Origin of the sequence: Paraburkholderia sp. (genome assembly GCF_004298475.1) — a bacterium.
Taxonomy (GTDB): Bacteria; Pseudomonadota; Gammaproteobacteria; order Burkholderiales; family Burkholderiaceae; genus Paraburkholderia; species Paraburkholderia denitrificans.
The window spans coordinates 1-23,524 of sequence record NZ_SCRP01000030.1; the positions used below are offsets into that span (position 1 = coordinate 1).

Genomic DNA, 23,524 nt, shown 5'->3' on the forward strand with positions numbered 1-23,524 from the left:
CCGCGATTTGCCCGTGACGAGCCCGTGATCGCCCCGTCACCCGCGCGCACCGCATACCTGCGCGCTGTTTTGTCGGGTGCACACGGGCCGCGGCGGCCCGCACGCAGCACCACCAGCACGAAGTCGAGCGCGGCGCCGCTGCAAACCGCGTATCGGCCCGGTCGGCCGAGCGGTTAAACTCCACGGGTTGCACTACTTCCATTCGTTGACCTCTGGCATGCACACGGTAGTTCCTGGCTGGTTCGGCGCCTCCTCCATCTGGCTCATCCCTCTGATCTGGCGTCTCGTCAGATCCGTGCTGCCCGGCGGCACGGGCCTGCGCGGGCCGGGCACGATCCGGCTCTGGCTGGGATTTCTCGGCGTACTCGTCGCGAGCTGCACGCTCGAAGCCACGCTCATTCACATCAACGGGTTCAACGCGCTCGGACAGGCGCTGGCACTGGCGCTCGGGAAACACGTCGGCCATGTGGCCACGCCGCTCTCGATGATCGCGCTCTTCCTCGTGAGCCTGCCCTGGTTGTTCGATTCGCATTGGCGCAACATGCTCGCGCTCGCCGACGTTTCGCTCGGGCTCGGCCTGAACATTCGGGCGCGCCGCGACGATAGCGAAGTGCCGCGCGGCGAGCGGCGAAGCCGTCACCAGGCAGGCAGCGACGCGGCTTCCGCACATGGCGCCAGTGGCCTCTTTCCGCTTGATTCGCCGGCCACACTCGATGGTTCGCGGCCCCGGCGCCCGACCCCGTGGTACCCGCCCGCGACGGGCAAACGCACAACGGGCTCAACAAGCGCCACGGGAGCGGCTGCAGCGCGCGGCGAAGTGGCACGGGAGGTACGGGAGGTACGGGAGGTACGGGAGGTACGGGAGGTACGGGAGGTACGGGAGGCACGGGAGGCACGGGAGGTACGGGAGACCGCGACGTGGCGTGTCGAGCCGCGTCTGTCGGACACAGCGGATATCGCACCTGACTCGGGCCTGAGCGAGCCCGCAGCGCCAGCAGGATGGCTGCACGAAACGCCCGCCGCAGCCGTGCTTGCCGCGACAGGACCGGCTGCGGCCATCAATGCGCGCGCACCGATGGCGTCCGTTGTACCGCCGCTCAAGCAGACGCCCGGCGGCAGCACGCCGTGGCGCGCCGAACCGGTTCGGCCTCCGGTTTCGGGGGCGCACGCGAACGCCTCCCCCGCTTCGGCCGCATCCGGTATCGCGCATGGCGTGCGTGGCGCAGCGGCAACGCCGCCGCTCGATGGAATCAAGCCGCCCTTTGCCAGCCCGCTGCCGACCCGGCGCAACGTCGCGCAGCCCGTCGCGGGCAACACGGCTGCGCGCGTGGCGGCATCCGTGACGCCGCCGCGTCCGTCCAGGACATCGAGGCCGCCGCGCCCGTTCGTCTGGCCGACGAAATCCGCGCTCGCCGCGATGCAGGCGCAATCTGCCAGCAAGCCGATGGCAACGACGCCCGCCGCGCGCCCAGCCGCTCCGCAGCCTGCAGCGCCGGTCGACGCGCAACCGAACGTGCCGCTGTCAGACGACGTGCTCGAAACGCTGCGCTCGATCGACGAGAACACTGCGCGCTGGACAACGCTCGCGGGTGCGAGCCTCGCGCGCAGCACGGACGCTGACGGTCGTGCGCAGGCTGCGGCCGCCCATCGCGAGCACGTGCCGGAGCCCCGTCTCCCGGACGTCACGCAGGACAGCGCGGCACAAGCCGCTGTTACGACGAGCGACGCAGCGGACGTGCACAAGACGGCGGGACTGCTTCCGGCCGCCCCCACCGAAGTATGGCAACCGGAGCAGCACGTTGCGGCAGCGGCCGACGGCGAGATGAATGCGTCGCAGGCATTCGGCGTCTGGCAAGCCCGCTCCGCAACCGCGACTTTCGCGGCGCATCCCGGTTCGCTCACGGCGGTCGATGCGCCTCAGCCAGCACAGCCAGCCGTGTCGCACAACGCAGCGCCGCTCGCCGCCTCGACTCCGAACGACCTGCACGACGCGCATGAAGCACATGAAGCGGTGATCGAGCACGATCCGGCGAGCCTGTCATACGCGGCGCTCCCCGCTGCGGCAGCGTCCGTCGCTGCGCCCGACGCGGATGCGCAACCCCAAACCCCGCCTGCACACACCGTGACGCCGGATGCATCGCCGTACGGCGCGAGCTGGCATCAAAGCGCGTCCTCGTCGGCTGCGCAGGACGATGCGGCCGATCCATTCGCGTTCGCTCAGTCGCCGCAACCCGCGTGGCCAGCAACCGAGCATGGCCTCGCGCCGTGGACTCTGATGGACGACGAGCCGGCCGACAACGCCGCAGCAGCACCATCGGTCCCAGCGCCCGCAGACGATTACGCAGCGTTCGCCCCCACGCTCGCGGACATGCCGCCGCCCGCAGCGCCCGGCACGGCCCACGCGCAAGCCACGCCCGTGGCGAGCGAAACAATCGACGCAGAGGAACCCGCCCTGCCCGCTTCCGAAACAGCGGCGACCGGCTCGAATATCGTGCGCTTCCCGCGCATCGCGCATGACGCGCAGCGCGTGACGGCTGAAGCCGCCGCACCCGTCGCGGCGAGCGAGAGTGACCTCGGACAGCAGATCGAAAGCACCGGCACGGCGAACGTTCCCGCGTGGCACGCCGCAGCCTCATTCGACTGGCAAGCGACGCAGCCTGCCCTGGCAAACACGCAGGCAAACGCGCTGGTGGAAGTCGTGGCAGACGCGCCGCCCAGCATGGATATGGCCGCAATCGCACCCGTGCCGATGCCGCCCGTGCTGATGCCATTGAGCATGGATCTTGCGCCCGCGCCGTGGGAAATCCCGCTCCCGCACACGACGGACGCACTCACCGCACCAGACGCACTCAAGGCACCAGCCGCACCGAATGCAGCCGATGCAACGTACGCGGCCCCGGCCGCCGCCGAAGCGACGCCGGAAGCGGCGCCAGAAGCCGCTTCGCGCCAGCCGGTGCGCGGCCACGCGCCCACGATGTTCGCATTCCAGCCGCTCGCCGCATCGACTGTCGAGCTGCCCGGCCTCGATCTGCTCGAAAGCCCCTCCACGGACATCGACCCGGTCCCGGAAGCCGCGCTCGCCGAGACGGGCCAGCTGATCGAGCAGCGCCTCCAGGAGTTCAAGGTGCCGGTCACGGTGGTCGGCGCGTCGGCGGGCCCGGTCATCACGCGCTTCGAAGTCGAGCCCGCGCTCGGCGTGCGCGGCAGCCAGATCGTCGGCCTCATGAAGGACCTTTCGCGCGGCCTCGGTCTCACGTCGATCCGGGTGGTCGAAACGATCCCCGGCAAGACCTGCATGGGGCTCGAACTGCCCAACGCGCGCCGCCAGATGATCCGGCTGTCCGAGATCTTCGAATCGGCGCCCTGGCTGCGCTCGACCTCGAAGCTCACGCTCGCGATGGGCAAGGACATCGTCGGCCTGCCGGTCGTCACCGATCTCGCGAAAGCGCCGCACATGCTCGTTGCGGGCACAACCGGCTCCGGCAAGTCCGTCGCAATCAACGCGATGATCCTCTCGCTCCTCTACAAAGCCACGCCCGAGGACGTGCGGCTCATCATGATCGATCCGAAGATGCTCGAACTCTCGGTCTACGAGGGCATTCCGCATCTGCTCGCGCCCGTCGTCACCGACATGAAGCTCGCCGCCAACGCGCTCAACTGGTGCGTCGGCGAAATGGAAAAGCGCTACCGGCTGATGTCGGCGGTGGGCGTGCGCAATCTGGCGGGCTTCAACCAGAAGATCTGCGACGCCGCCGCGCACGAGAAGAAGATCGGCAATCCGTTCTCGCTCACGCCCGAGGCGCCCGAACCGCTCGCGCCGCTGCCGATGATCGTCGTCGTGATCGACGAACTCGCCGATCTCATGATGGTGGCGGGCAAGAAGATCGAAGAGCTGATCGCGCGGCTCGCCCAGAAGGCGCGCGCGGCGGGCATCCACCTGATTCTCGCGACGCAGCGGCCTTCGGTCGACGTGATCACGGGCCTCATCAAGGCCAATATTCCGACGCGCGTGGCGTTCCAGGTGTCGTCGAAAATCGACTCGCGCACGATCCTCGACCAGATGGGCGCCGAGTCGCTGCTCGGCCAGGGCGACATGCTGTTCCTGCCGCCCGGCACCGGCTATCCGCAGCGCGTGCACGGCGCGTTCGTCGCCGACGAGGAAGTGCACGCCGTGGTCGAGTATCTGAAGCAGTTCGGCGAGCCCGAGTACGTGGAAGGCATCCTCGACGGCCCGGCGAGCGATGGCGCAGCGCAGGATCTCTTCGGCGACGCGCCCGATGCCGAAGCCGATCCGCTCTACGACGAAGCCGTCGCGTTCGTCGTGCGCACGCGGCGCGCGTCGATCTCGTCGGTGCAGCGGCAGTTGCGCATCGGCTATAACCGCGCCGCGCGGCTCGTCGAGCAGATGGAAGCGGCGGGCCTCGTCTCGCCGATGGGCATCAACGGCAGCCGCGAAGTGCTCGCGCCCGGCCAGCCCGAGTGAGGCACACGCGGCACACGCGGCACCTACAGCACGCGCCAGCGCCCTGGCTGGCGCACGCCGCTGTTGTCCCGCCTCTCAGCGCGTTAGAACGCGTTGGAACGTTAGCGCGCGACGAACTTGAAATCGACCGGCGAAGGGATATCGAGCCGCTTCGGGTCCGGCCCGAGCAGCCCGGTCTGCGGATCGCGGCGGAACACATAAGCGGTGTCGCTGCCCTGATTGCCGACGATCAGCCAGCGCCCGGTCGGATCGATGGCGAACTCGCGCGGCGCCTTGCCGAGGCTCGACTGGCGTCCGATGCGCGCGAGTTTCCCGTTCGTTGCGTCCACAGCGAAGATCGAGATGTCGTTGGCATCGCCGCGATTCGACACGTAAAGAAAGCGCCCATCCGGCGACAGATGCAGCGCCGCTGCGCCCACAGCGCCCTTGAAGCCGGGTTCGACGAGCGGCTCGACCTGTTCGGGCGTGAGGTGCCCGTCGCGATAGCGCAGCACGGTGACCGTCGCGTCGAGTTCGCTCGTGAGATACGCGTGGCGTCCGTCGTTGCCGAAGACCAGATGGCGCGGGCCGGAACCCGCCGGCATGGCCGTGTAGCGCGCTTCGGCCAGGTCAGCCGGGGCGACCGCCGCGCCGCCGTCCGGCGTATAGCGGTAGGCATAGAGCTTGTCGGCGCCCAGATCCTGCGCGAAGACGAAGTGGCCGTCGGGCGAGAACACCGTCGAGTGAACATGCGCATTGTCCTGGCGGCCTTTTACCGGGCCGCCGCCCTCGTGATGCACGGTGAGCGCGGCCGCGCCGAGCTTGCCGTCGGGTTCGACGGGCAGCACCGCGAAGCTGCCGCCCGGATCGGCGGCGATCGAGTAGTTCGCAACGAGCAGATAGCGCCCGTCGGGCGACAGGCTCAGATAGCATGGATCGTTGCCTTCGGCCGACACCTTGTTCAGAAACGCGAGCTGCCCGCTCGCGGGATCGAAGCCGAACGCGCTCACGTCGCCGCGCAGCGAAGCCGGACCGTCGTCGCCGGGCAGTTCGTTGACCGCGTAGACGAAGCGTGCGTCGCGGCTCACGACCAGATACGACGGATTCACGGTTTTCGCGACGCTCAACGGCGTCGCTTCACCTGTGTTCGCATCGAAGCGATAGACATAAAGCCCTTCGCCCTTGCCGCCGGTGTAGGTCCCGACGATCAGGTTGAAGATGCCGTCCGTGGACGCGGCGGCGGACGCGGCGGCGGACGATTGTGCGAAGGCGGTGGTGACGGCAGCGCAGGCCATGATGACAAAACCTTGGGCGATTCGATGAACAAGTCTGCGCGCAAATGCACGCAGACGGGAGCGGAACGAAACAGGCACGGCGTATGCGTGTGCGGGACGCGTGAACAAGTCGATCTCCTGTTCGATTGAGCAAACTGGGTGCGGCAGACTTCAGTGAATTGCGGCAAAGCGGATCGGCGGTGCGCGCGAGCGCGCAATGATCCGATGAATCCGGATCGAGTATACGAGAGCGGTCGAACGCCCGCGTCCGGCGCGCCAGGGTATAAGGAGCAAACATGAACGTCCATCTCGCCATCGGCCCGCTCGCTTCGGTGATCGCGGGTGTCCTGATTCTCGCGGCGCCGCGCCTGCTCAACTACATCGTCGCGGTCTATCTGATCATCATCGGGCTGATCGGGCTCTTCGGCTTTCACGGCCACCTCTGAACAGTCATCGTGCGGTGCACCAGGCCATAGCGCACGCACAGCAGCAAAACGCGTTGCACGACGGACCCCGCAGCCACTAATCTTGTGCGTACATCCGCCATTAAACCCTGCAACGCCTGCCAGAACCCAACATGCCCGCCCTCATCGAAGACTACGCCCTGATCGGCGACGGCCACACGGCCGCGCTGGTGTCCCGCGCCGGCTCCATCGACTGGCTCTGCTGGCCGCGCTTCGACTCCGGCGCCTGCTTTGCCGCGCTGCTCGGCACCGAAGAGAACGGCCGCTGGCTGATCGCGCCCGAAGCGGCCGACGGCGTCGAGATCAAGACCACGCGCCGCTACCGGGACGAGACCCTGATCCTCGAAACCGACTTCGAAACCCCCGAAGGCGCGGTCACGCTGATCGACTTCATGCCGCCCGGCAACGGCTGGTCGGAACTCGTGCGGATCGTCGTGGGCCGCCGCGGCACGGTGCGCATGCACACCGAACTCGTGCTGCGCTTCGACTACGGCTTTTCCGTACCGTGGGTGAGCCGGCTCACGTACGAAAGCGGCATCAAGGCGATCGTCGGCCCGGATACGGTCGTCCTGCGCACGCCCGTGAAGCTGCAAGGCGAGAACATGCGCACCGTCGCGCAGTTCGAAGTCAAGACGGGCGAACGCGTGCCGTTCTCGATGTCGTATGCGGCCTCGCATCTGCGCCTGCCGCCGCCGCGCGATCCGTTCACGGCGCTCGCGCGCACCGAAAACTACTGGTCCGAATGGTCGGCGCGCGGCACGGTCGAAGGCCGCTGGGCCGGGCCGATCCGCCGCTCGCTCATCACGCTCAAGGCGCTGGCCTACGAGCCGACCGGCGGCATCGTCGCCGCGCCCACCACCTCGCTGCCCGAGCAGCTGCGCGGCACACGCAACTGGGATTACCGCTACTGCTGGCTGCGCGACGCAACCATCACGCTGCTCGCCATGATGCGCGGCGGCTACTTCGACGAGGCGCGCGCCTGGCGCGACTGGCTTGGCCGCGTCATGGCGGGCTCGCCGTCGCAGTTGCAGATCATGTACGGACTCGCGGGCGAGCGCCGCCTGCCCGAATTCGAAGTCGACTGGCTGCCCGGCTACGAGGACGCCAAACCCGTGCGCATCGGCAACAACGCGGTCGGGCAGCTTCAACTCGACGTCTACGGGGAAGTGGCGAACGCCCTGCATCTGGCGCGCGTAGGCGGACTGCAGGCCGACGATACCGCGTGGGCGATCCAGACCGCGATGCTCGAACACCTCGCACAGATCTGGACCGAGCCCGACGAGGGCATCTGGGAAACGCGCGGCGGCCGCCAGCACTTCACGTTCTCGAAGGTCATGGCCTGGGTGGCGTTCGACCGCGCGGTCAGATCGGCGGAAAAGTTCGCGCTACCGGGGCCGGTCGATCACTGGCGCCAGGTGCGCGACGCGATCCACACGACGATCTGCGCGCGCAGCTTCAACCCGAAGCTCAACTCGTTCACGCAGACCTACGACGGCACCGAACTCGACGCGAGCCTGCTGCTCATGCCGCTCGTCGGCTTCCTGCCCGCGTCGGACTCGCGCATCGCGGGGACGGTTGCGGCGATCGAGCGCGACCTGATGTGGGAAGGCTTCGTGATGCGCTATCGCACGACCGAATTCGACGACGGTCTGCCGCCCGGCGAGGGCACCTTCCTCGCATGCAGCTTCTGGATGGTCGACAACCTCGCGCTGCAGGGCCGCATGGACGACGCGCGCCGGATGTACGAGCGGCTGCTGTCGCTCGCCAACGACGTCGGCCTGCTGTCCGAGGAATACGATCCGGTTTCGGGGCGGCTGGTCGGGAATTTCCCGCAGGCGTTCTCACACGTCGCGCTCGTCCATACAGGCCTGAATCTGATGCGGCACGAGCAGGAAATGGCGAAGGAAATCGGCCATCCGCCGTGCGCAGGCGTGCCGGTGGAAACGGAAACTGTTACGGTGCCGTGACTGTTGCGGCGCCGTGACGCAAACGATGCGTTTTTCGTAGCTGCGTTAAACTAAGGTTGTTGCGCTGCACAACGATCTGGCACTCGAAAGAAATTTGTGTGGCGCCAGTATTGAAACGTTGCGGCGCACCGTATATTTAACAACTACACTTGTCCGGCTCACTTTCGCAACGCGCGATTACGACGCACAAACGAGCGTGAGCCGGATTCGAACCACATCTTGACCGCTGGAGCGCCCATGCTCTACCACATCCGTGAATATCAGCGCGCACTGCTGAGCCCGCTGACCGCCTGGGCGCAGGCCGCCTCCAAGTCGTTTTCGAATCCCTCGAGCCCGTTTTCGCTGGTGCCGGGCGCAACGCGCCTCGCCGCCGGTTACGAGCTGCTGTATCGGCTCGGCAAGGATTACGAAAAGCCGGAATTCAACATCCGTCAAATCGTCAAGGACGGATTCAACATCCCGATCGTTGAGCAGACCATCATCGAGAAGCCGTTCTGCCGCCTGCTGCGCTTCAAGCGCTACGCCGACGACAGCTCGGCGGTCACGACGCTCAAGGACGAGCCGACCGTGCTGGTCTGCGCGCCGCTCTCGGGCCACCACTCCACGCTCCTGCGCGACACCATCAAGACGCTCCTGCAGGACCACAAGGTCTACGTCACCGACTGGATCGACGCGCGCATGGTGCCGCTCGAAGCCGGCCCGTTCCGCCTCGACGACTACGTCGCGTACATCGAGGAATTCATCCGCCATATCGGCGCGCGCAACCTTCACGTCCTCTCCGTGTGCCAGCCGACCGTGCCGGTGCTCGCGGCCATTTCGCTGATGGCGAGCCGCGGCGAAGACACGCCGCTCACGATGACGATGATGGGCGGCCCGATCGACGCGCGCCGCAGCCCCACGTCGGTGAACTCGCTCGCCACCGAGCATTCGCTCGAATGGTTTGCAAACAACGTGATCCACACGGTGCCCGCGAACTACCCGGGCGAAGGGCGCGCGGTGTATCCGGGCTTCCTGCAGCACGCGGGCTTCGTGGCGATGAATCCGGGCCGCCATGCCGCGTCGCACTGGGACTTCTACAAGAGCCTCCTGCGCGGCGACGAAGAGGATGCCGACGCGCATCGCCAGTTCTACGACGAATACAACGCCGTGCTCGACATGGCCGCCGAATACTACCTGGAGACGATCGAGACCGTGTTCCAGGAATTCCGCCTCGCGGAAGGCACGTGGGACGTGGCCGGCGAGCGCGTGCGTCCGCAGGACATCCGCAACACGGCGCTGCTCACGATCGAAGGCGAACTCGACGACATCTCGGGCGCAGGACAGACGCGCGCCGCGCACGACCTGTGCACGGGCATCCCCGAAGAGCACAAGCATCACCTCACCGCCGAGAAGTGTGGCCACTACGGCATCTTCTCGGGCCGCCGCTGGCGCACGATCATCTACCCGCAACTGCGCGAATTCATCCGCCAGCACGAAAAGGCGAAGCAGCACGCGGGCGAAAGCGCGGTCGCCTGACCCGCTCCGCCCGCCCAACCCGCCTGAGCACCGCCGTAAACACATAAAGCACGCGCGCCGCCCTGTGCGGCGCGCGTGCTTCTGGCTGTGCCGGTTGCGAAGCCCTGACGCTACTTGCGCATCAGGAATGCGAGCAGCATCTCGGTGTTGAGCTGGACCATCTCCGCGCGTTCGGCGGGTGTGTTGAAGTCGCGCCCGAGCGTCGCCGCAAGCGTGTAGCGGTTCGAGACGATGTAGTAGCCCATCCCCGAAAGCGTCACGTAAACACGCAGCGGATCGAGATTCGAGCGGAACAGTCCCGCCGACTCGCCGCGCGTGAGAATCGCACCGAGCGTTGCGACGATCGGCGAAATCATCTCGCGGATCCGCGTCGAGGTCTGGATATAGCGGGCCTCATGCAGGTTCTCGTTGTTGATGAGGCGCAGGAAGTCGGGGTGCTCGCGGTAGTAGTCCCAGACGAAATGTGCGAGCCGCGTGACGGCCTCGACCGGGGCAACGTCGGCGAGGTCGAGCGTGCGTTCGGCTTCGTTCAGTGCGAAGAACGCGTGCTCGAGCACGGCTGTAAACAGCTGCTCCTTGCTGCCGAAGTAGTAGTACAGCATGCGCTCGTTGGTTTCCGCGCGGCGTGCAATCTGGTCGACGCGCGCGCCGAACAGACCGCCATTTGCAAACTCTTCCGCCGCTGCGAGCAGGATACGACGACGTGTGCCTTCAGGATCTCTTTTGATTTTGGGTTGATTCATGGTGGCAGGATCGCTCGGTAAGCCGCGTTTCCGGATCACGCTGCGTGGTCTCTCCTCACCTGCGGCAGCGTTGAACGGGGCGCGCCAGATTAATGGACAGACACCCTTCATCCTATGGTCTTGCGTTACCTTTTTTAATTGTCAGTCCTGGTTGCCGTGTTCTGCGCTTTCTTCCGGCGCTATCTGGCGGCCCTTTCCCCGGACACGGTACTTCGGCGCGGTACTTCACCGCTGTACTTCGACGCCGCACTTCGACGCCGCACTTCGACGCTGTACTTCGAAGTAAGCGCTTTGATTATGGCACATGGCCCGGCAATGGCAATGCGTGAAATCGGCGATAATGCTAACTTTGGCGCCGCGACCGCGCGCCGCAACGTTGCGGCGCGCAAGAGGTGACCCGGCCCACCCAGACGCCGCAACAGTGAAAGATTCCCAAACGCTTGCAGACCGCATCGAGGATCTGCTGCCCCAGACGCAATGCACGAAGTGCGGCTACAACGGCTGCCGGCCCTACGCCGAAGCCATCGCAGCAGGCACGGCCAGCTACAACCAGTGCCCGCCCGGCGGCGCCGAAGGCGTCGCGCGCCTCGCGAAGCTGCTCGGCAAGCCCGTCATTCCGATCAATCCCGTCAACGGCGCCGAACGGCCGCGCCCGGTCGCGTTCATCGACGAAAGCCTGTGCATCGGCTGCACGCTGTGCATGCAGGCCTGCCCCGTCGACGCGATCGTCGGCGCGCCCAAGCAGATGCACACGATCGTCAAGGACCTCTGCACGGGCTGCGATCTTTGCGTGGCGCCTTGCCCTGTCGATTGCATCGCGATGATCCCGATCACCGGCACGGCGACCGGCTGGGATGCCTGGACGCAAGAACAGGCCGACGAAGCCCGCGTCCGCTACGGGCGCCGTGAGGCACGGCTCGCCAGCGAGCGCGATGCCGCCGAAGCGCGGGCCGCAGCCCGGCGCGCGGCTGCTTCGCCTGCCTCTTCACCGGCATCTTCGGAAGCAGCATCGGCAGCAAGCGCCGCCTCCAGCGCCGGATCTACGGCAACCGCACCGGGCGCGGCCACGCCCGGAAGCGACGCCGAAGCGAAGAAAAAGGCGATCATCGAAGCCGCGCTCGAACGCGCGCGGCGCAAGAAGGCGGAGATGGCCGAGCGCGGCGTCGGCCCGCGCAACACCGAAAACGTCAGCGCCGACGTGCAGGCACAGATCGATGCAGCAGAAGCGCGCCGTCACCGGCTCGGCGTCGGCGAGTCCGCGCAGAACGGCGAGCCCGCCCCCGCGCCCCACCGCGACAACACGCGCGGCAACGACGACGACACACCCGCCTGAGCACACGCGACCACGCCCACGATCGATGAACGCCACCAAGCGCCGCGCCATCTACGAAACGCTGCAGAGCCTCAATCCGCACCCGAAACCCGAGCTCGAATTCACATCGCCATTCGAACTCCTGATTGCCGTGATGCTCTCGGCGCAGGCGACCGACGTTTCGGTCAACAAGGCCACGCGCAAGATGTTTCCGGTCGCGAACACGCCGGAGAAGCTGCTTGCGCTCGGCGAGGAAAGCGTCGCGGGCTACATCAAGACCATCGGTCTTTATCGCTCGAAGGCGCGCAACGTGATCGCGACCTGCGAGATCCTGCTCGCCCAGCACGGCGGCGAAGTCCCGCACACGCGCGAAGCGCTCGAAGGCCTGCCCGGCGTCGGGCGCAAGACAGCGAACGTGGTGCTCAACATCGCATTCGGCCAGCCGACCATCGCCGTCGATACCCACATCTTTCGGGTTGCGAACCGGACCGGACTCGCGCCCGGCAAGGACGTGCGCGCCGTCGAAACCGCGCTCGAAAAATTCACGCCGCCCGAATTCCGCCAGGACGCGCACCATTGGCTGATCCTGCACGGGCGCTACGTGTGCAAGGCGCGCCGCCCGGAATGCTGGCACTGCGCGATCGAGCCGCTCTGCGAGTACAGGCCGAAGACGCCGCCGCCCGATCTCTGAGCGACGCCCACGGCCGACAACGGCCGCGCACCGCGCGGCGTAAAATGAGCCTTCGATTCAAACGTCACGCCCCATCACAGAAGATGTTCAATCCCAGCCGCGACGAAGTCCGCCGCTTTTTCACCGAGACCTGGCGCAAGCAGCGCGCGGGCGAAATCCTCACGCCGCTCGAAGCGATTGCCGCCGACTGGATCGTCGAGCATCCGGAGTACCACGCGGAACTCGCCGATGCCGACGCAGCAGCCGGGCAGGACTACTCGCCCGAGCGCGGCCAGAGCAACCCGTTCCTGCATCTGTCGATGCACCTCGCGATCAGCGAGCAGCTTTCGATCGACCAGCCGCCCGGCATCCGCGCGGCGCACGAACGGCTCGCGGCGCGGCTCGGCACGACGCACGACGCGCAGCACGCGATCATGGAATGCCTCGGCGAGACGATCTGGGAAGCGCAGCGCACCAACACGCCGCCCGATAGCGACGCCTACCTCGCCCGCATCCAGCGCCGCGCCTCGCGCGACTGACCTCGACTGATATCACCTCGCCCGCTTGCGGCACGCATAAAAAACCCCCGCGTAGGTCTCGCTGAAAAGCGTGAGACCTTCGCGGGGGGATTACCCGATAATGCCGGGATTAAAGCAATATGCGGCGCCTGCCGCGCGCGTCAACGCACCGCTACTTCTTGTTGACCAGATCGCCGCTGAGCGATTCGATATACGCGGCGAGATCCTTCATGTCGGTCTGCGAGAGACTCTGCACCTGCGCCTGCATGATCGGATTGTTGCGGCCCAGATGCGGGTTGCCATTGCCCATCTGATACTGGCGCAACGCCCAGTAGATATAGTCCGCGTGCTGGCCCGCCAGCTTCGGATATTCGGGGCTTATCGGCTTGTTCAGGTTGGCGCCGTGGCAGGCGGCGCAGTTATGGACGTCGGCGAGCCGTTTGCCGTTCGCCGCATCGGCTGCGTGCGCCGGATTGAACGCGAGCAGCGCGGCCAGCGACGCCGCGCATGCGGCGCCTTTCACGAGCGCGGCAAACGCGTGGCCGTCAACATCGGCGAAGAAAGACTGCGCGGCCTGGGTGGGCTTGTTCATGAATTCTCCTGTATCGGCCAGCGTTGGCGCATCGACCAGCGTGAGCACTTGCGCGTCTGCTCCGGTCCCATGCAAGTCGATTGCCAACCGGCGCCGCTTACCTCTCGGGATTGTTCTTCGACGTAGCGGTCTGCGCCGCGTAGTAGGCCGCGACATCGGCGATGTCCTGCTCGGTCAGCGAGGAGGCAATCGCATGCATCGTCGGAAAGCGCCGGTCGCCCTTCTTGTAGCCGCGCAGCGCGTTTTCGATGTACGCGGCGTTCTGGCCGCCCAGCATGGGAACGTGATAGACCTCGGGATAAGCCGCGCGATAGTCGGGAATACCATGACAGCCGATGCACATCGCCACCTTGTCCCGACCCGCCTTTGCGTTGCCGACGACATCCGCGCGAGCCGTGGCCGCAAAACCCGCCAGCGCCGCCAACGCCCCGATTGCGACGTGCCTGCCGATAATTTTTTTCATAGCATTCAACCTCGCTTGAGGGAAACCGAACGCCCGGGCCGCAGGTGACGGCCAGCGCCGTGTTTTGCCGCGTTCTGCTGTGTTGTGCCGCCTTGCTCCGTATTGCGCAGTATGAACCGCCAGCTTCTACTCGCTGCTTGCTTTTCTCGCTTTTACCCGCTTTTACTTTTTTATGTCGCTGTGCAAGCTGAAAAAAAATCGAACCGATTGTACCGCGACGCCCTGCCGCACGTCCACACGGTGCGCCACGCCTGGCGGGCCCTGGCGGGCGGCGCGAAAATCCGGGGGCGCGCCCCGCGGCACGCAAAAGAGCCTTCCGACGCCACCTCGCATCTGACTTATACTGGGATTTTTTTTCAGCGAGCGGCTTCATCATGTGCGCCAGGCGTTTCGAAGGCTCATCGCAGTACGTCGCCACCGACGATCTCAAACTCGCGGTCAACGCCGCGATCACGCTGAAACGCCCGTTGCTCATCAAGGGTGAACCCGGCACCGGCAAGACCATGCTGGCCGAGGAAGTCGCCGCGGCGCTCGGCATGCCGCTCATGCAGTGGCACATCAAATCGACCACGAAAGCGCAGCAGGGCCTCTACGAATACGATGCGGTCTCGCGGCTGCGCGATTCCCAGCTCGGCGACGAGCGCGTGAAGGACATCGGCAACTACATCGTGAAGGGCGTGCTGTGGCAGGCGTTCGAATCGGATGAACAGAGCGTGCTGCTGATCGACGAGATCGACAAGGCCGATATCGAATTCCCGAACGATCTGCTGCGCGAGCTCGACCGCATGGAGTTCTACGTCTACGAGACGCGCGAACTCATCAAGGCGAAGCAGCGCCCGCTCGTCATCATCACGTCGAACAACGAGAAGGAACTGCCCGACGCGTTCTTGCGCCGCTGCTTCTTCCACTACATCAGCTTTCCCGACGCAGCCACGATGCAGCGCATCGTCGAGGTGCACTATCCGGGCATCCGCAAGCAACTGCTCAACGCTGCGCTCGAAAGCTTCTTCGAGCTTCGCAACGTTGCGGGCCTGAAGAAGAAGCCTTCGACATCCGAGCTGCTCGACTGGCTCAAGTTGTTGCTCGCGCAAGAGATTCCGCTCGAAGCGCTGCGCGCGGCCGACGGCCAGAAGTCCATGCCGCCGCTCGCAGGCGCGCTGCTCAAGAACGAACAGGACATGACCCTGTTCGAGCGGCTCATCTACATGAACCGTCACAATCGTTGAACCGCGCGCAGTCGTCCAAGGAAAACCCAGGAAAACCCGCTATGAGCCGCTGGATCGAACCCGTCACGCTGAAGGGCGAGCACGTCACGCTGGAGCCGCTCACGGCGCAGCACACGCAGGCGCTCGCCGCGGCAGCCGCCGATGGAGAACTCTGGAAGCTCTGGTACACGAGCGTGCCCGCGCCCGGCGAAGAAGGCGCGTATGTCGATGCCGCGCTCGCCATGCGCGAGCGCGACGGCACGCTGCCGTTCGTGGTGCGCGACAGCGCAGGCGACGTGATCGGCTCGACGCGCTTTTTCAACGTCGACGAAAAGAACCACCGCCTCGAAATCGGCCATACGTGGTACGCCAAACGCGTGCAGCGCACCGGCCTGAACACCGAAGCCAAGCTGCTGCTCCTCACGCATGCGTTCGAGACACTCGGCGCAATCGCCGTGGAGTTCCGCACCCACTTCATGAACCACGCGTCGCGCGCGGCCATCGCGCGCCTCGGCGCGAAGCAGGACGGCATCCTGCGCAATCACCAGGTTGGCCGTCAAGGCGAGTTGCGCGATACCGTCGTGTTCTCGATCATCGCGAGCGAGTGGCCCGCCGTGCGCGAGAACCTGTTGCTCAAGCTCGCACGCTGACACCGCGCGCACGTCGCGAGCCCGGAGACACCGCATGCTGATCGACTTCTTCTACACGCTGCGCGACGCGAAACTGCCGGTTTCCGTGAAGGAGTACCTGACACTCGTCGAAGCGCTCAAGGAACGCGTGATTCCGCCGTCGCTCGACGAGTTCTACTTCCTCGCGCGCATGACGCTCGTGAAGGACGAGCAATACTTCGACCGGTTCGATCAGGCGTTCGGCGCGTATTTCCGCGGCATCGAGAAGAAATCGGAACTCGCGTTCGACATCCCCGAGGACTGGCTCAAGAAGCGGCTCGAACGCGACTTCACGCCCGAACAGCGCGCGCAGATCGAGGCGATGGGCGGTCTCGACAAGCTCATGGAGCGCCTGAAGCAACTGTTCGAGGAACAGAAAGAGCGCCACGAAGGCGGCAACAAGTGGATCGGCACGGGCGGCACATCGCCGTTCGGCCACGGCGGCTTCAATCCCGAGGGCATCCGCATCGGCGGCGAAGGCGGCCAGCGCCGCGCCGTGAAAGTGTGGGATGCGCGCGCGTTTCGCGACTACGACGACCAGGTCGAGATCGGCACGCGCAACATCAAGATCGCGCTGCGGCGGCTGCGCCGCTTCGCGCGCGAGGGCGCGCACCAGGAGCTCGACCTGGACGGCACGATCCGCAGCACCGCCGCGAATGCGGGCTGGCTCGACCTCAAGATGGTCCCCGAGCGGCACAACAACGTGAAGGTGCTGATGCTGCTCGACGTAGGCGGCTCGATGGACGATCACATCCGGCGCACCGAGGAACTCTTTTCGGCGGCGAAGGCCGAGTTCAAGCATCTGGAGTTCTACTATTTCCACAACTGCGTCTACGACCATCTGTGGAAGAACAACCGCCGCCGCCACGCCGAGCGCATGCCCACGTGGGACCTGCTGCACAGGTTCACGCCCGACTACAAGCTGATCTTCGTCGGCGACGCCACCATGAGCCCTTACGAGGTGCTGCAGCCGGGCGGCTCGGTCGAGTACAACAACCCCGAAGCGGGCGCCGTGTGGCTGCGCCGTCTCGCCGACCACTTCCCGCGTTTCGCGTGGCTCAATCCCGAGCCCGAGCACCTGTGGGAGTACCGCCAGTCGGTGTCGATCATCCGCGAGATACTCGGCCACCGCATGTATGCACTGACCGTCGCCGGGCTCGAGACAGCCATGCGCGCGCTCAGCAAGTAATGCCAGCGCAGTAACACCGAAGCAGTAACACCAGAACGACAGACAAGCACGACGAGGAGACACACTGCATGACCGCGCCTTCATCCCCCGATCTCCGGACGTTCCGGCCCGGACCGCTGCGGCCTTTCGCGGACACGTCCGTGTCCACGGTGGTCGCTGGCTTCGTCGCGATGATGACGGGCTACACGAGTTCGCTCGTGCTGATGTTCCAGGCCGGCCAGGCCGCCCATCTGAGCGACGCGCAGATTTCTTCGTGGATCTGGGCGCTTTCCATCGGCATGGCCATCTGCACCATCGCCCTTTCCCTGTGGTTTCGCGCGCCGATCGTCGTCGCATGGTCCACGCCGGGCGCGGCGCTCCTCATCAGCTCGCTGCCGCACGTGCCCTATGCCGAGGCAATCGGCGCGTATCTCGTCTGCGCGCTGCTGCTCACGGCAGTCGGACTCACCGGCTGGTTCGACACGCTCATGAAGCGCATCCCGGCAGGCATCGCAGCCGCGCTGCTCGCGGGCATCCTGTTCGAGATCGGCATCGAGATCTTCCGCGCCGCGCAATACCAGACGCCGCTCGTGCTCACGATGTTCTTCGCCTATCTCGTCATCAAGCGCTACCTGCCGCGCTATGCGATCGTCGCCACGCTCGTCGTCGGCATTGCGGCCGCCGCCGCGCTCGGGCTGCTCGACTTCAGCCACTTCCGCGTGGCCGTCGCGAAACCCGTGTTCACCATGCCCGCGTTCTCGGTTGCGGCTATCGTGAGCATCGGCATTCCGCTCTTCGTCGTCGCGATGGCATCGCAGAACGTGCCCGGCATCGCCGTGCTGCGCGCCGACGGCTACGATCACAAGAGCGCGCCCTCTTCGCCGCTCATCGCGACCACCGGCATCGCATCGCTCGTGCTCGCGCCGTTCGGCTCGCACGGCGTCAATCTCGCCGCGATCACCGCCGCAATCTGCACCAACTCGCACGCGCACGAGGACCGCACCAAGCGTTATATGGCCGCCGTGTGGTGCGGCGTGTTCTATCTGATCGCGGGCACGTTCGGCGCGACCATCGCCGCGCTCTTCGCCGCGTTCCCGAAGGCGCTCGTCGTCTCGATCGCCGCGCTCGCGCTGTTCGGCTCGATCATGAGCGGCCTGACCAATGCGATGCAGGACGCAAGGCAGCGCGAAGCCGCGCTCGTCACGTTCATGGTGACGGCCTCGGGCCTCACGCTGCTCTCGATCGGCGCGGCGTTCTGGGGGCTCGTCGCGGGCGTGATCACGCAGGTCGTGCTGAGCGCGCGGCGCGCCTGAACCCGCTGAACCTGCTCTGAACCCGCTGAACCCACACCCAGGCGCCGTCGCGCCGGGCGGGCAGGCGGCGGCGGCCCCGACCGTGTCATCGCAGCACCCTGCAATCCGCCATAAAATGGCAGGCGTGAACCGCGCCCCGGGCAAGGCAGCGCTACGGGGTCCAATCAGCATCCCACCGCATTCTCCCGGCGCGCCTTCGGGCGCACGGCCGTTCAACTTTCAACTGTCACGGCGCCTTCGCGCCCTCAAGGCCTGACATGACTACCGCACTCGAGCAGCTCAAGCAGTACACCACCGTCGTCGCCGACACCGGCGACTTCCAGCAGTTCGTGCAGTACAAGCCGCAAGACGCGACGACCAACCCGTCGCTGATCCTCAAGGCCGTGCAAAAGGCCGAATACCGGCCGCTGCTCGAGAAAACCGTGCGCGATCACGCGTCCGAACCGGTCGAATCGATCATCGACCATCTGCTGATCGCCTTCGGCACCGAGATCCTCAAGATCATCCCGGGCCGCGTCTCGACCGAAGTCGACGCGCGCCTCTCGTTCGACACGAAGAAGTCGATCGACAAGGCCCATCACATCATCGATCTGTACAAGGCAGCCGGCATCCCGCGCGAGCGCGTGCTGATCAAGCTCGCATCGACGTGGGAAGGCATTCGTGCCGCCGAAGTGCTGCAGAAGGACGGCATCCGCTGCAACATGACGCTGCTGTTCTCGCTCGCGCAGGCCGCCGCATGCGCCGAAGCGGGCGCGCAACTGATCTCGCCGTTCGTCGGCCGCATCTACGACTGGTACAAGAAGGCCGCGGGCCCGAACTGGGACGAGGCGAAGGACGGCGGCGCAAACGATCCGGGCGTGCAGTCGGTGCGCCGCATCTACGCGTATTACAAGAAGTTCGGCTACAAGACCGAGGTGATGGGCGCGAGCTTCCGCACGACGAGCCAGATCGTCGAACTCGCAGGCTGCGACCTGCTCACGATCAGTCCCGATCTGCTGCAAAAGCTCCACGACAGCACGGCAACGGTCGAGCGCAAGCTTTCGCCTGAAGCGTTCAAGGGCATGGAAATCGCGCGCGTGCCGGTGGACGAAGCGTCGTTCCGCTTCCTCGTGAACGACGACGCGATGGCGACCGAAAAACTCGCGGAAGGCATCCGCGCGTTCGCCGCCGACGCCGTGAAGCTCGAAAAGCTGATCGAGGAAGTGCGCGCGCACTGACGCGCCGATGTGCACGGGCCGCGCAAACCTTTAGCGCGGCCGCTGCGCGATGGGCCTGCCGCAACGCGCCCTTCGCGCCTGTCGAGCCTGTCGTGGCCCTCGCGCCCTTCATAGCCCCTCGTGCCCCTCGTGCCTGTAGCGCCCCGCGGCGCCACCGCTCGCGTGGCTGCACGCCCCGCGCAACGCCCGTTCCCGGGCGCGTGCGCCGACTGTCCCTGGACAACCCGCTGGACAACCCGCCGAACAACCCGCTGGACAACTCGCGGGACAAAATCCACGCTGGCACGAACCTGCACGCCTAGAATCAGGACAGCGGCGCCCCTGCCGTGCAATCCGGCCCTGTCTTCGGGCCGGCCAGATGTCCCATCCCGCCAGGAAACCGACGATGCAGATCCAGCCCTACCTGTTCTACAACGGCACCTGCGACGAAGCGATCGCGTTCTACCGCGAGGCGCTTGGTGCGAAGGAGCTGATGAAGATGCGCTTCAAGGAAGCGCCGCCCGATCCGGCACGCCCGATGCCGCCCGAATTCGCCGAAAAAATCATGCACGCGACGCTCCAGATCGGCGACGCGGAACTCATGATGTCCGACGGCGGCTGCATGACGAAGGAAGACAAATTCCGGGGCTTCGGCATTTCGCTGACTGCGCCGGATATCGCGACGGCCGAACGGTATTTCAACGCGCTCGCGAACGGCGGGCAAGTAACGATGCCGTTCCAGAAGACCTTCTGGTCGCAGGGATTCGGCATGCTCGCCGACCGCTTCGGCGTGCCCTGGATGATCAGCGCGCCGCCGCTCGAGTCACCCGCTGCCTGACCTCCGCCAACGCCGCGCGCCTCACGCCATGCGGTGCACCGAGGCGCGCTCGATATTCCAGCGCGGCTCGGTTTCGAGCAGCAACGCGCGCAGCAGATCGACCTGCTCCTCCACGCGCAGACCGAGCCAGTACGGCCCCTGCATTTCCGGCGCGAGCGGCACGGCCGATGGCTCGGGCAACGCATCGCCGGGCGCGCGGCGTTCGCCGCCGTGGACGTACGACTCCTCGCCATCGAGCGGGCGCAGCGCACGCGCCGCCACATCGGGATGGCGAGCGCCGCCAAAGCGCAGCGCTCGCGCCGTCGCGAGCAGCGACTCGCGCACCCGCGCGCCGCGTCCGGCGAACGCAACCTGCACGATCTGCCGCTCGTAGCGCTCCATGCCCGTCGTCATGATCTCCAGCGCGCTCAGGAGCGAACGGTGCAGCCGCTGGATGGCTTCCAGACGCGCGAGCGGCACGTCGATCTCCTTGGCCACCGAAGGCATGAGCACGCGCAACTGCACGAGCCGGTCGTTCATGCGCATGAAGGCCGGCACCAGAACCTCGCTATCGGCAGGCTCGCCGCGCACGACCTGCGTGTAGATGTTTGCGCAATCACGCAGATTGTCGGCGAGCCGGTAGCGCCACGAATACGTCGCGTGCAGCGGCAGCACGAACGAGAATGCCAGCGCGATCACGATGCCGATCATCACGTTGAGCGTGCGCCAGAGTCCGGTGTCGATGAGGTTGTCCCCGTGGCCCGCGACGATGCACATCGTGATCGCCGTGAGGAGTGCGACGTAACCGGATTTGCCGATCGCATGCCACCCGCAGACGCCCGCCACCACCGACATCAGCACGTACGTGAGCGCCATCGAGTGCGTGAGCGCCTGCAAGCCGATGAGCGCGAGACCGATGCCTGCGCCGAGCAGCGTGCCGAGCGAGCGCTCGGTCGCCTTCTTGCGGATATTGCCGTGATGCTGGAGCCCGCCGATCACCACGAGCACCGTCACCGACGCCCAGATGCCGTGCGGAATGTGGATGCCGCTCGTCGCGAGGATCGAGGCCATCATCGCAAGGCCCACGCGGATGCCGTGAATCAGGCGCGCGTTGCGGTAGCGGTAGAACGGCGAGGCGAGCGCACGCCAGATGCGCGCGAGCCGCGAGCGGGCGCGGCGCGGCGGCGGTACGGAACGAACGGCGGCGGGATTGGATTCGGACTGGGCCATGGCGCGAGCGGAACGTGAACCGGCAAGGAACCGGACGCTGGTGAGCGCAGCGTCGCAGCGACCATCGTGCACCAGAAAAACAAATGCCCGCAACTATTCGTTGCGGGCATTGGGGCTGCTGGAAGCTGCTGAAGGCTGCAAGCGGCGACCAGGCGCAGCTCAACCTTCGACCACGTCGAGATAGTCCTCAGGGCGCGTGCGGTCCTCACCCAGTTGCATGCCGAAGACATGCACGAGCACGGACACGACGACCGCCACCACGAGGTTCACGGCCAGCGACCACACCGCCGCGTAGCCCGGCACGGCCATACCGAACAGATGAATCACGAAGATCGAACTCGCGAGCTTCAGCGAAACGGCCATCCACGTGCCCGTCGCAATGCCCGCGGCCCAGCCGAGCAGCAGGCCGCGGTAGTCGAGCTTGCGCGTGTAGAGGCCGAGTACGATGGCCGGCACCGTCTGGATGATCCAGATCCCGCCCAGCAGCTGCAACTGGATCGCGTACTTGAGCGGCAGCCCGATGATGAACGCCACCGCGCCGACCTTGACGATCAGCGAGACGAACTTCGCGACGTTGGTCTCCTGCTGGTTGGTCATCCGGGGGTTGATGAACTCCTTGTGGACATTACGCGTGTAGAGGTTCGAGGCGGCAATCGACATGATCGCGGCCGGCACGAGCGCGCCGATGCCGATCGCGGCGAACGCCACGCCGACGAACCACGACGGAAAGAAGTGCAGGAACAGCGCCGGGACCGCGAAGCTCGAGCCGAAGGCCTTGAAGTACGGCACGAACTCCGGCATGTTCTGCACGCCCGAGGCGAGCGCCATGAAACCGAGCAGCGCGAGCAGGCCGAGCACGAACGAGTACGCGGGCAGCATCGCCATGTTGCGGCGGATCGAGTTGCCTGACGACGACGAGAGAATCGCCGTGATCGAGTGCGGATACAGGAACAGCGCAAACGCCGAACCTACCGCAAGCGTCGCGTAGGCGCTATAGCCGTTCAGGCTCGCCGCGTCCGGCGCCTTGAGCAGCAGCTTGGCCGGCGGCACCGCGCCGAAGATGTGGCCGAAACCGCCCATCTGCGCGGGAATCACGATGATCGCCGCGCCGATCGTAATGTAGATGAGCACATCCTTCACGACGGCAATCATCGCCGGCGCGCGCAGACCCGACGTGTACGTGTACGCGGCGAGGATGGCGAACGCGATGATGAGCGGCAGGTCGCCGACGAAACCCGTCGTATTGAAACCGAGCGCGCCGATCACGACTTCGATCCCGACAAGCTGCAGCGCGATGTACGGCATGGTCGCGACGATGCCGGTCACGGCGATGGCGAGCGCGAGCATCCGGCTGCCATAGCGCGCGTTCACGAAGTCGGCCGACGTGACGTAACGATGGCGCTTCGCGATGGCCCACAGCTTCGGGAACACGACGAACGCGAACGGATAGATCAGGATCGTATATGGCAGCGCAAAGAAACCCGTTGCGCCCGCACCGAACACGAGCGCCGGCACCGCGATGAACGTGTACGCCGTGTAAAGGTCGCCGCCGAGCAGGAACCAGGTGACAAAGGTGCCGAAGCGGCGTCCGCCGAGGCCCCACTCGTCGAGGTGCGCGAGGTCGCCCTTGCGCCAGTTCGCGGCGAAGAAGCCGAGAATCGTGACGCCGACGAAGAACAGGATGAAGACGACGGTCGCGGTGATGTTCATTGCGACCTCCCTGCATCGCCGCGATTGCGGTTCTTCGTCATCTGATAGACGAACGCAGTGATAATCGCACTGATAAACACCCAGATAAGCTGATACCAGTAGAAGAACGGGAAACCCCACAGGGTCGGCTCGACCTTGTTGTACGACGGCACCCAGACCATTGCGATCCAGGGTATCACCAGCAGCCAGAGCCAGTGCTTGCTGCCCGTTGCGCTGTCAACGTCCTTTGCCATGGCG

General features: G+C 66.0%; 21 protein-coding genes. 14 read left to right on the forward strand and 7 right to left on the reverse strand.

What is annotated here, in order from left to right:
• Positions 1-217: 217 nt before the first annotated feature.
• The gene (locus EPN59_RS14655) at positions 218-4,483 is read left to right on the forward strand and encodes a DNA translocase FtsK (RefSeq protein WP_293033764.1); all 4,266 of its coding nucleotides are present in this window, start codon (positions 218-220) and stop codon (positions 4,481-4,483) included.
• 101 nt (positions 4,484-4,584) lie between these two features.
• Here EPN59_RS14655 and EPN59_RS14660 read toward each other — a convergent pair whose 3' ends face one another.
• Entirely contained in the window at positions 4,585-5,757 is a 1,173-nt protein-coding gene (locus tag EPN59_RS14660; protein ID WP_293033766.1) for a lactonase family protein, read from the reverse strand.
• A gap of 275 nt (positions 5,758-6,032) precedes the next feature.
• On the opposite strand from EPN59_RS14660, the gene EPN59_RS14665 reads away from it, so the two are divergent.
• The 3 genes from EPN59_RS14665 to phaZ all read left to right on the forward strand — a co-directional run bounded on the left by EPN59_RS14665 (position 6,033) and on the right by phaZ (position 9,682).
• A complete protein-coding gene (locus tag EPN59_RS14665) occupies positions 6,033-6,182 on the forward strand; it encodes a DUF3096 domain-containing protein (protein ID WP_293033768.1) in 150 nt (49 codons plus the stop codon).
• A gap of 131 nt (positions 6,183-6,313) precedes the next feature.
• Complete coding sequence (locus EPN59_RS14670; protein ID WP_293033770.1) at positions 6,314-8,167, forward strand: glycoside hydrolase family 15 protein; 1,854 nt, start codon at positions 6,314-6,316, stop codon at positions 8,165-8,167.
• Positions 8,168-8,404: 237 nt separating this feature from the next.
• Positions 8,405-9,682, forward strand: coding sequence for a polyhydroxyalkanoate depolymerase (gene phaZ / locus EPN59_RS14675; protein ID WP_293033772.1), 1,278 nt, complete (start codon positions 8,405-8,407; stop codon positions 9,680-9,682).
• 110 nt (positions 9,683-9,792) lie between these two features.
• On the opposite strand, the gene EPN59_RS14680 is transcribed toward phaZ, so the two are convergent.
• Positions 9,793-10,425: a TetR family transcriptional regulator gene (locus EPN59_RS14680; RefSeq protein ID WP_293033773.1), complete on the reverse strand. Its 633-nt coding sequence runs from the start codon at positions 10,423-10,425 to the stop codon at positions 9,793-9,795.
• A gap of 138 nt (positions 10,426-10,563) precedes the next feature.
• Here EPN59_RS14680 and EPN59_RS14685 point away from each other — a divergent pair, with 138 nt between their 5' ends.
• From EPN59_RS14685 to EPN59_RS14700, 4 genes are read left to right on the forward strand one after another with little or no spacing between them, the layout of a single operon-like run.
• Positions 10,564-10,821 carry a hypothetical protein gene (locus EPN59_RS14685; protein ID WP_293033775.1) on the forward strand — a complete coding sequence of 86 codons (258 nt, stop codon included), beginning with the start codon at positions 10,564-10,566 and terminating at the stop codon, positions 10,819-10,821.
• Positions 10,802-11,758: an electron transport complex subunit RsxB gene (gene rsxB / locus EPN59_RS14690; RefSeq protein WP_363928565.1), complete on the forward strand. Its 957-nt coding sequence runs from the start codon at positions 10,802-10,804 to the stop codon at positions 11,756-11,758. The genes EPN59_RS14685 and rsxB overlap by 20 nt, the downstream gene beginning before the upstream one ends.
• 25 nt (positions 11,759-11,783) lie before the next feature.
• The gene (gene nth / locus EPN59_RS14695; protein ID WP_293033779.1) at positions 11,784-12,428 is read left to right on the forward strand and encodes an endonuclease III; all 645 of its coding nucleotides are present in this window, start codon (positions 11,784-11,786) and stop codon (positions 12,426-12,428) included.
• Positions 12,429-12,472: 44 nt separating this feature from the next.
• A complete protein-coding gene (locus EPN59_RS14700; RefSeq protein ID WP_363928566.1) occupies positions 12,473-12,946 on the forward strand; it encodes a DUF1841 family protein in 474 nt (157 codons plus the stop codon).
• A 151-nt stretch (positions 12,947-13,097) separates the two neighbouring features.
• Here EPN59_RS14700 and EPN59_RS14705 read toward each other — a convergent pair whose 3' ends face one another.
• On the reverse strand, positions 13,098-13,517 hold the full coding sequence (locus tag EPN59_RS14705) for a cytochrome c (RefSeq protein ID WP_293033783.1): 420 nt from the start codon (positions 13,515-13,517) through the stop codon (positions 13,098-13,100).
• A gap of 97 nt (positions 13,518-13,614) precedes the next feature.
• A complete protein-coding gene (locus EPN59_RS14710) occupies positions 13,615-13,980 on the reverse strand; it encodes a c-type cytochrome (protein ID WP_293033785.1) in 366 nt (121 codons plus the stop codon).
• Between the two features lie 374 nt (positions 13,981-14,354).
• Here EPN59_RS14710 and EPN59_RS14715 point away from each other — a divergent pair, with 374 nt between their 5' ends.
• From EPN59_RS14715 to EPN59_RS14740, 6 genes are all read left to right on the forward strand, one after another.
• Complete coding sequence (locus tag EPN59_RS14715; RefSeq protein ID WP_293033787.1) at positions 14,355-15,206, forward strand: MoxR family ATPase; 852 nt, start codon at positions 14,355-14,357, stop codon at positions 15,204-15,206.
• Between the two features lie 41 nt (positions 15,207-15,247).
• Positions 15,248-15,835: a GNAT family protein gene (locus tag EPN59_RS14720; protein ID WP_293033789.1), complete on the forward strand. Its 588-nt coding sequence runs from the start codon at positions 15,248-15,250 to the stop codon at positions 15,833-15,835.
• Between the two features lie 34 nt (positions 15,836-15,869).
• The gene (locus EPN59_RS14725) at positions 15,870-17,042 is read left to right on the forward strand and encodes a VWA domain-containing protein (RefSeq protein WP_293033791.1); all 1,173 of its coding nucleotides are present in this window, start codon (positions 15,870-15,872) and stop codon (positions 17,040-17,042) included.
• Positions 17,043-17,110: 68 nt separating this feature from the next.
• A complete protein-coding gene (locus tag EPN59_RS14730; RefSeq protein ID WP_293033793.1) occupies positions 17,111-18,334 on the forward strand; it encodes a benzoate/H(+) symporter BenE family transporter in 1,224 nt (407 codons plus the stop codon).
• Positions 18,335-18,591: 257 nt separating this feature from the next.
• Positions 18,592-19,551, forward strand: coding sequence for a transaldolase (tal, locus tag EPN59_RS14735; RefSeq protein WP_293033795.1), 960 nt, complete (start codon positions 18,592-18,594; stop codon positions 19,549-19,551).
• A 385-nt stretch (positions 19,552-19,936) separates the two neighbouring features.
• Positions 19,937-20,368 carry a VOC family protein gene (locus EPN59_RS14740; RefSeq protein ID WP_293033797.1) on the forward strand — a complete coding sequence of 144 codons (432 nt, stop codon included), beginning with the start codon at positions 19,937-19,939 and terminating at the stop codon, positions 20,366-20,368.
• 21 nt (positions 20,369-20,389) lie between these two features.
• Here EPN59_RS14740 and EPN59_RS14745 read toward each other — a convergent pair whose 3' ends face one another.
• From EPN59_RS14745 to EPN59_RS14755, 3 genes are all read right to left on the reverse strand, one after another.
• Positions 20,390-21,577 (reverse strand): FUSC family protein, encoded by a 1,188-nt coding sequence (locus EPN59_RS14745; RefSeq protein ID WP_293033799.1) that lies wholly within the window; start codon positions 21,575-21,577, stop codon positions 20,390-20,392.
• Positions 21,578-21,736: 159 nt separating this feature from the next.
• Entirely contained in the window at positions 21,737-23,287 is a 1,551-nt protein-coding gene (gene mctP / locus EPN59_RS14750) for a monocarboxylate uptake permease MctP (protein ID WP_293033801.1), read from the reverse strand.
• Complete coding sequence (locus tag EPN59_RS14755) at positions 23,284-23,520, reverse strand: DUF3311 domain-containing protein (protein WP_293033803.1); 237 nt, start codon at positions 23,518-23,520, stop codon at positions 23,284-23,286. Before EPN59_RS14755 ends, mctP begins: the two co-directional genes overlap by 4 nt.
• Positions 23,521-23,524: the final 4 nt, after the last annotated feature.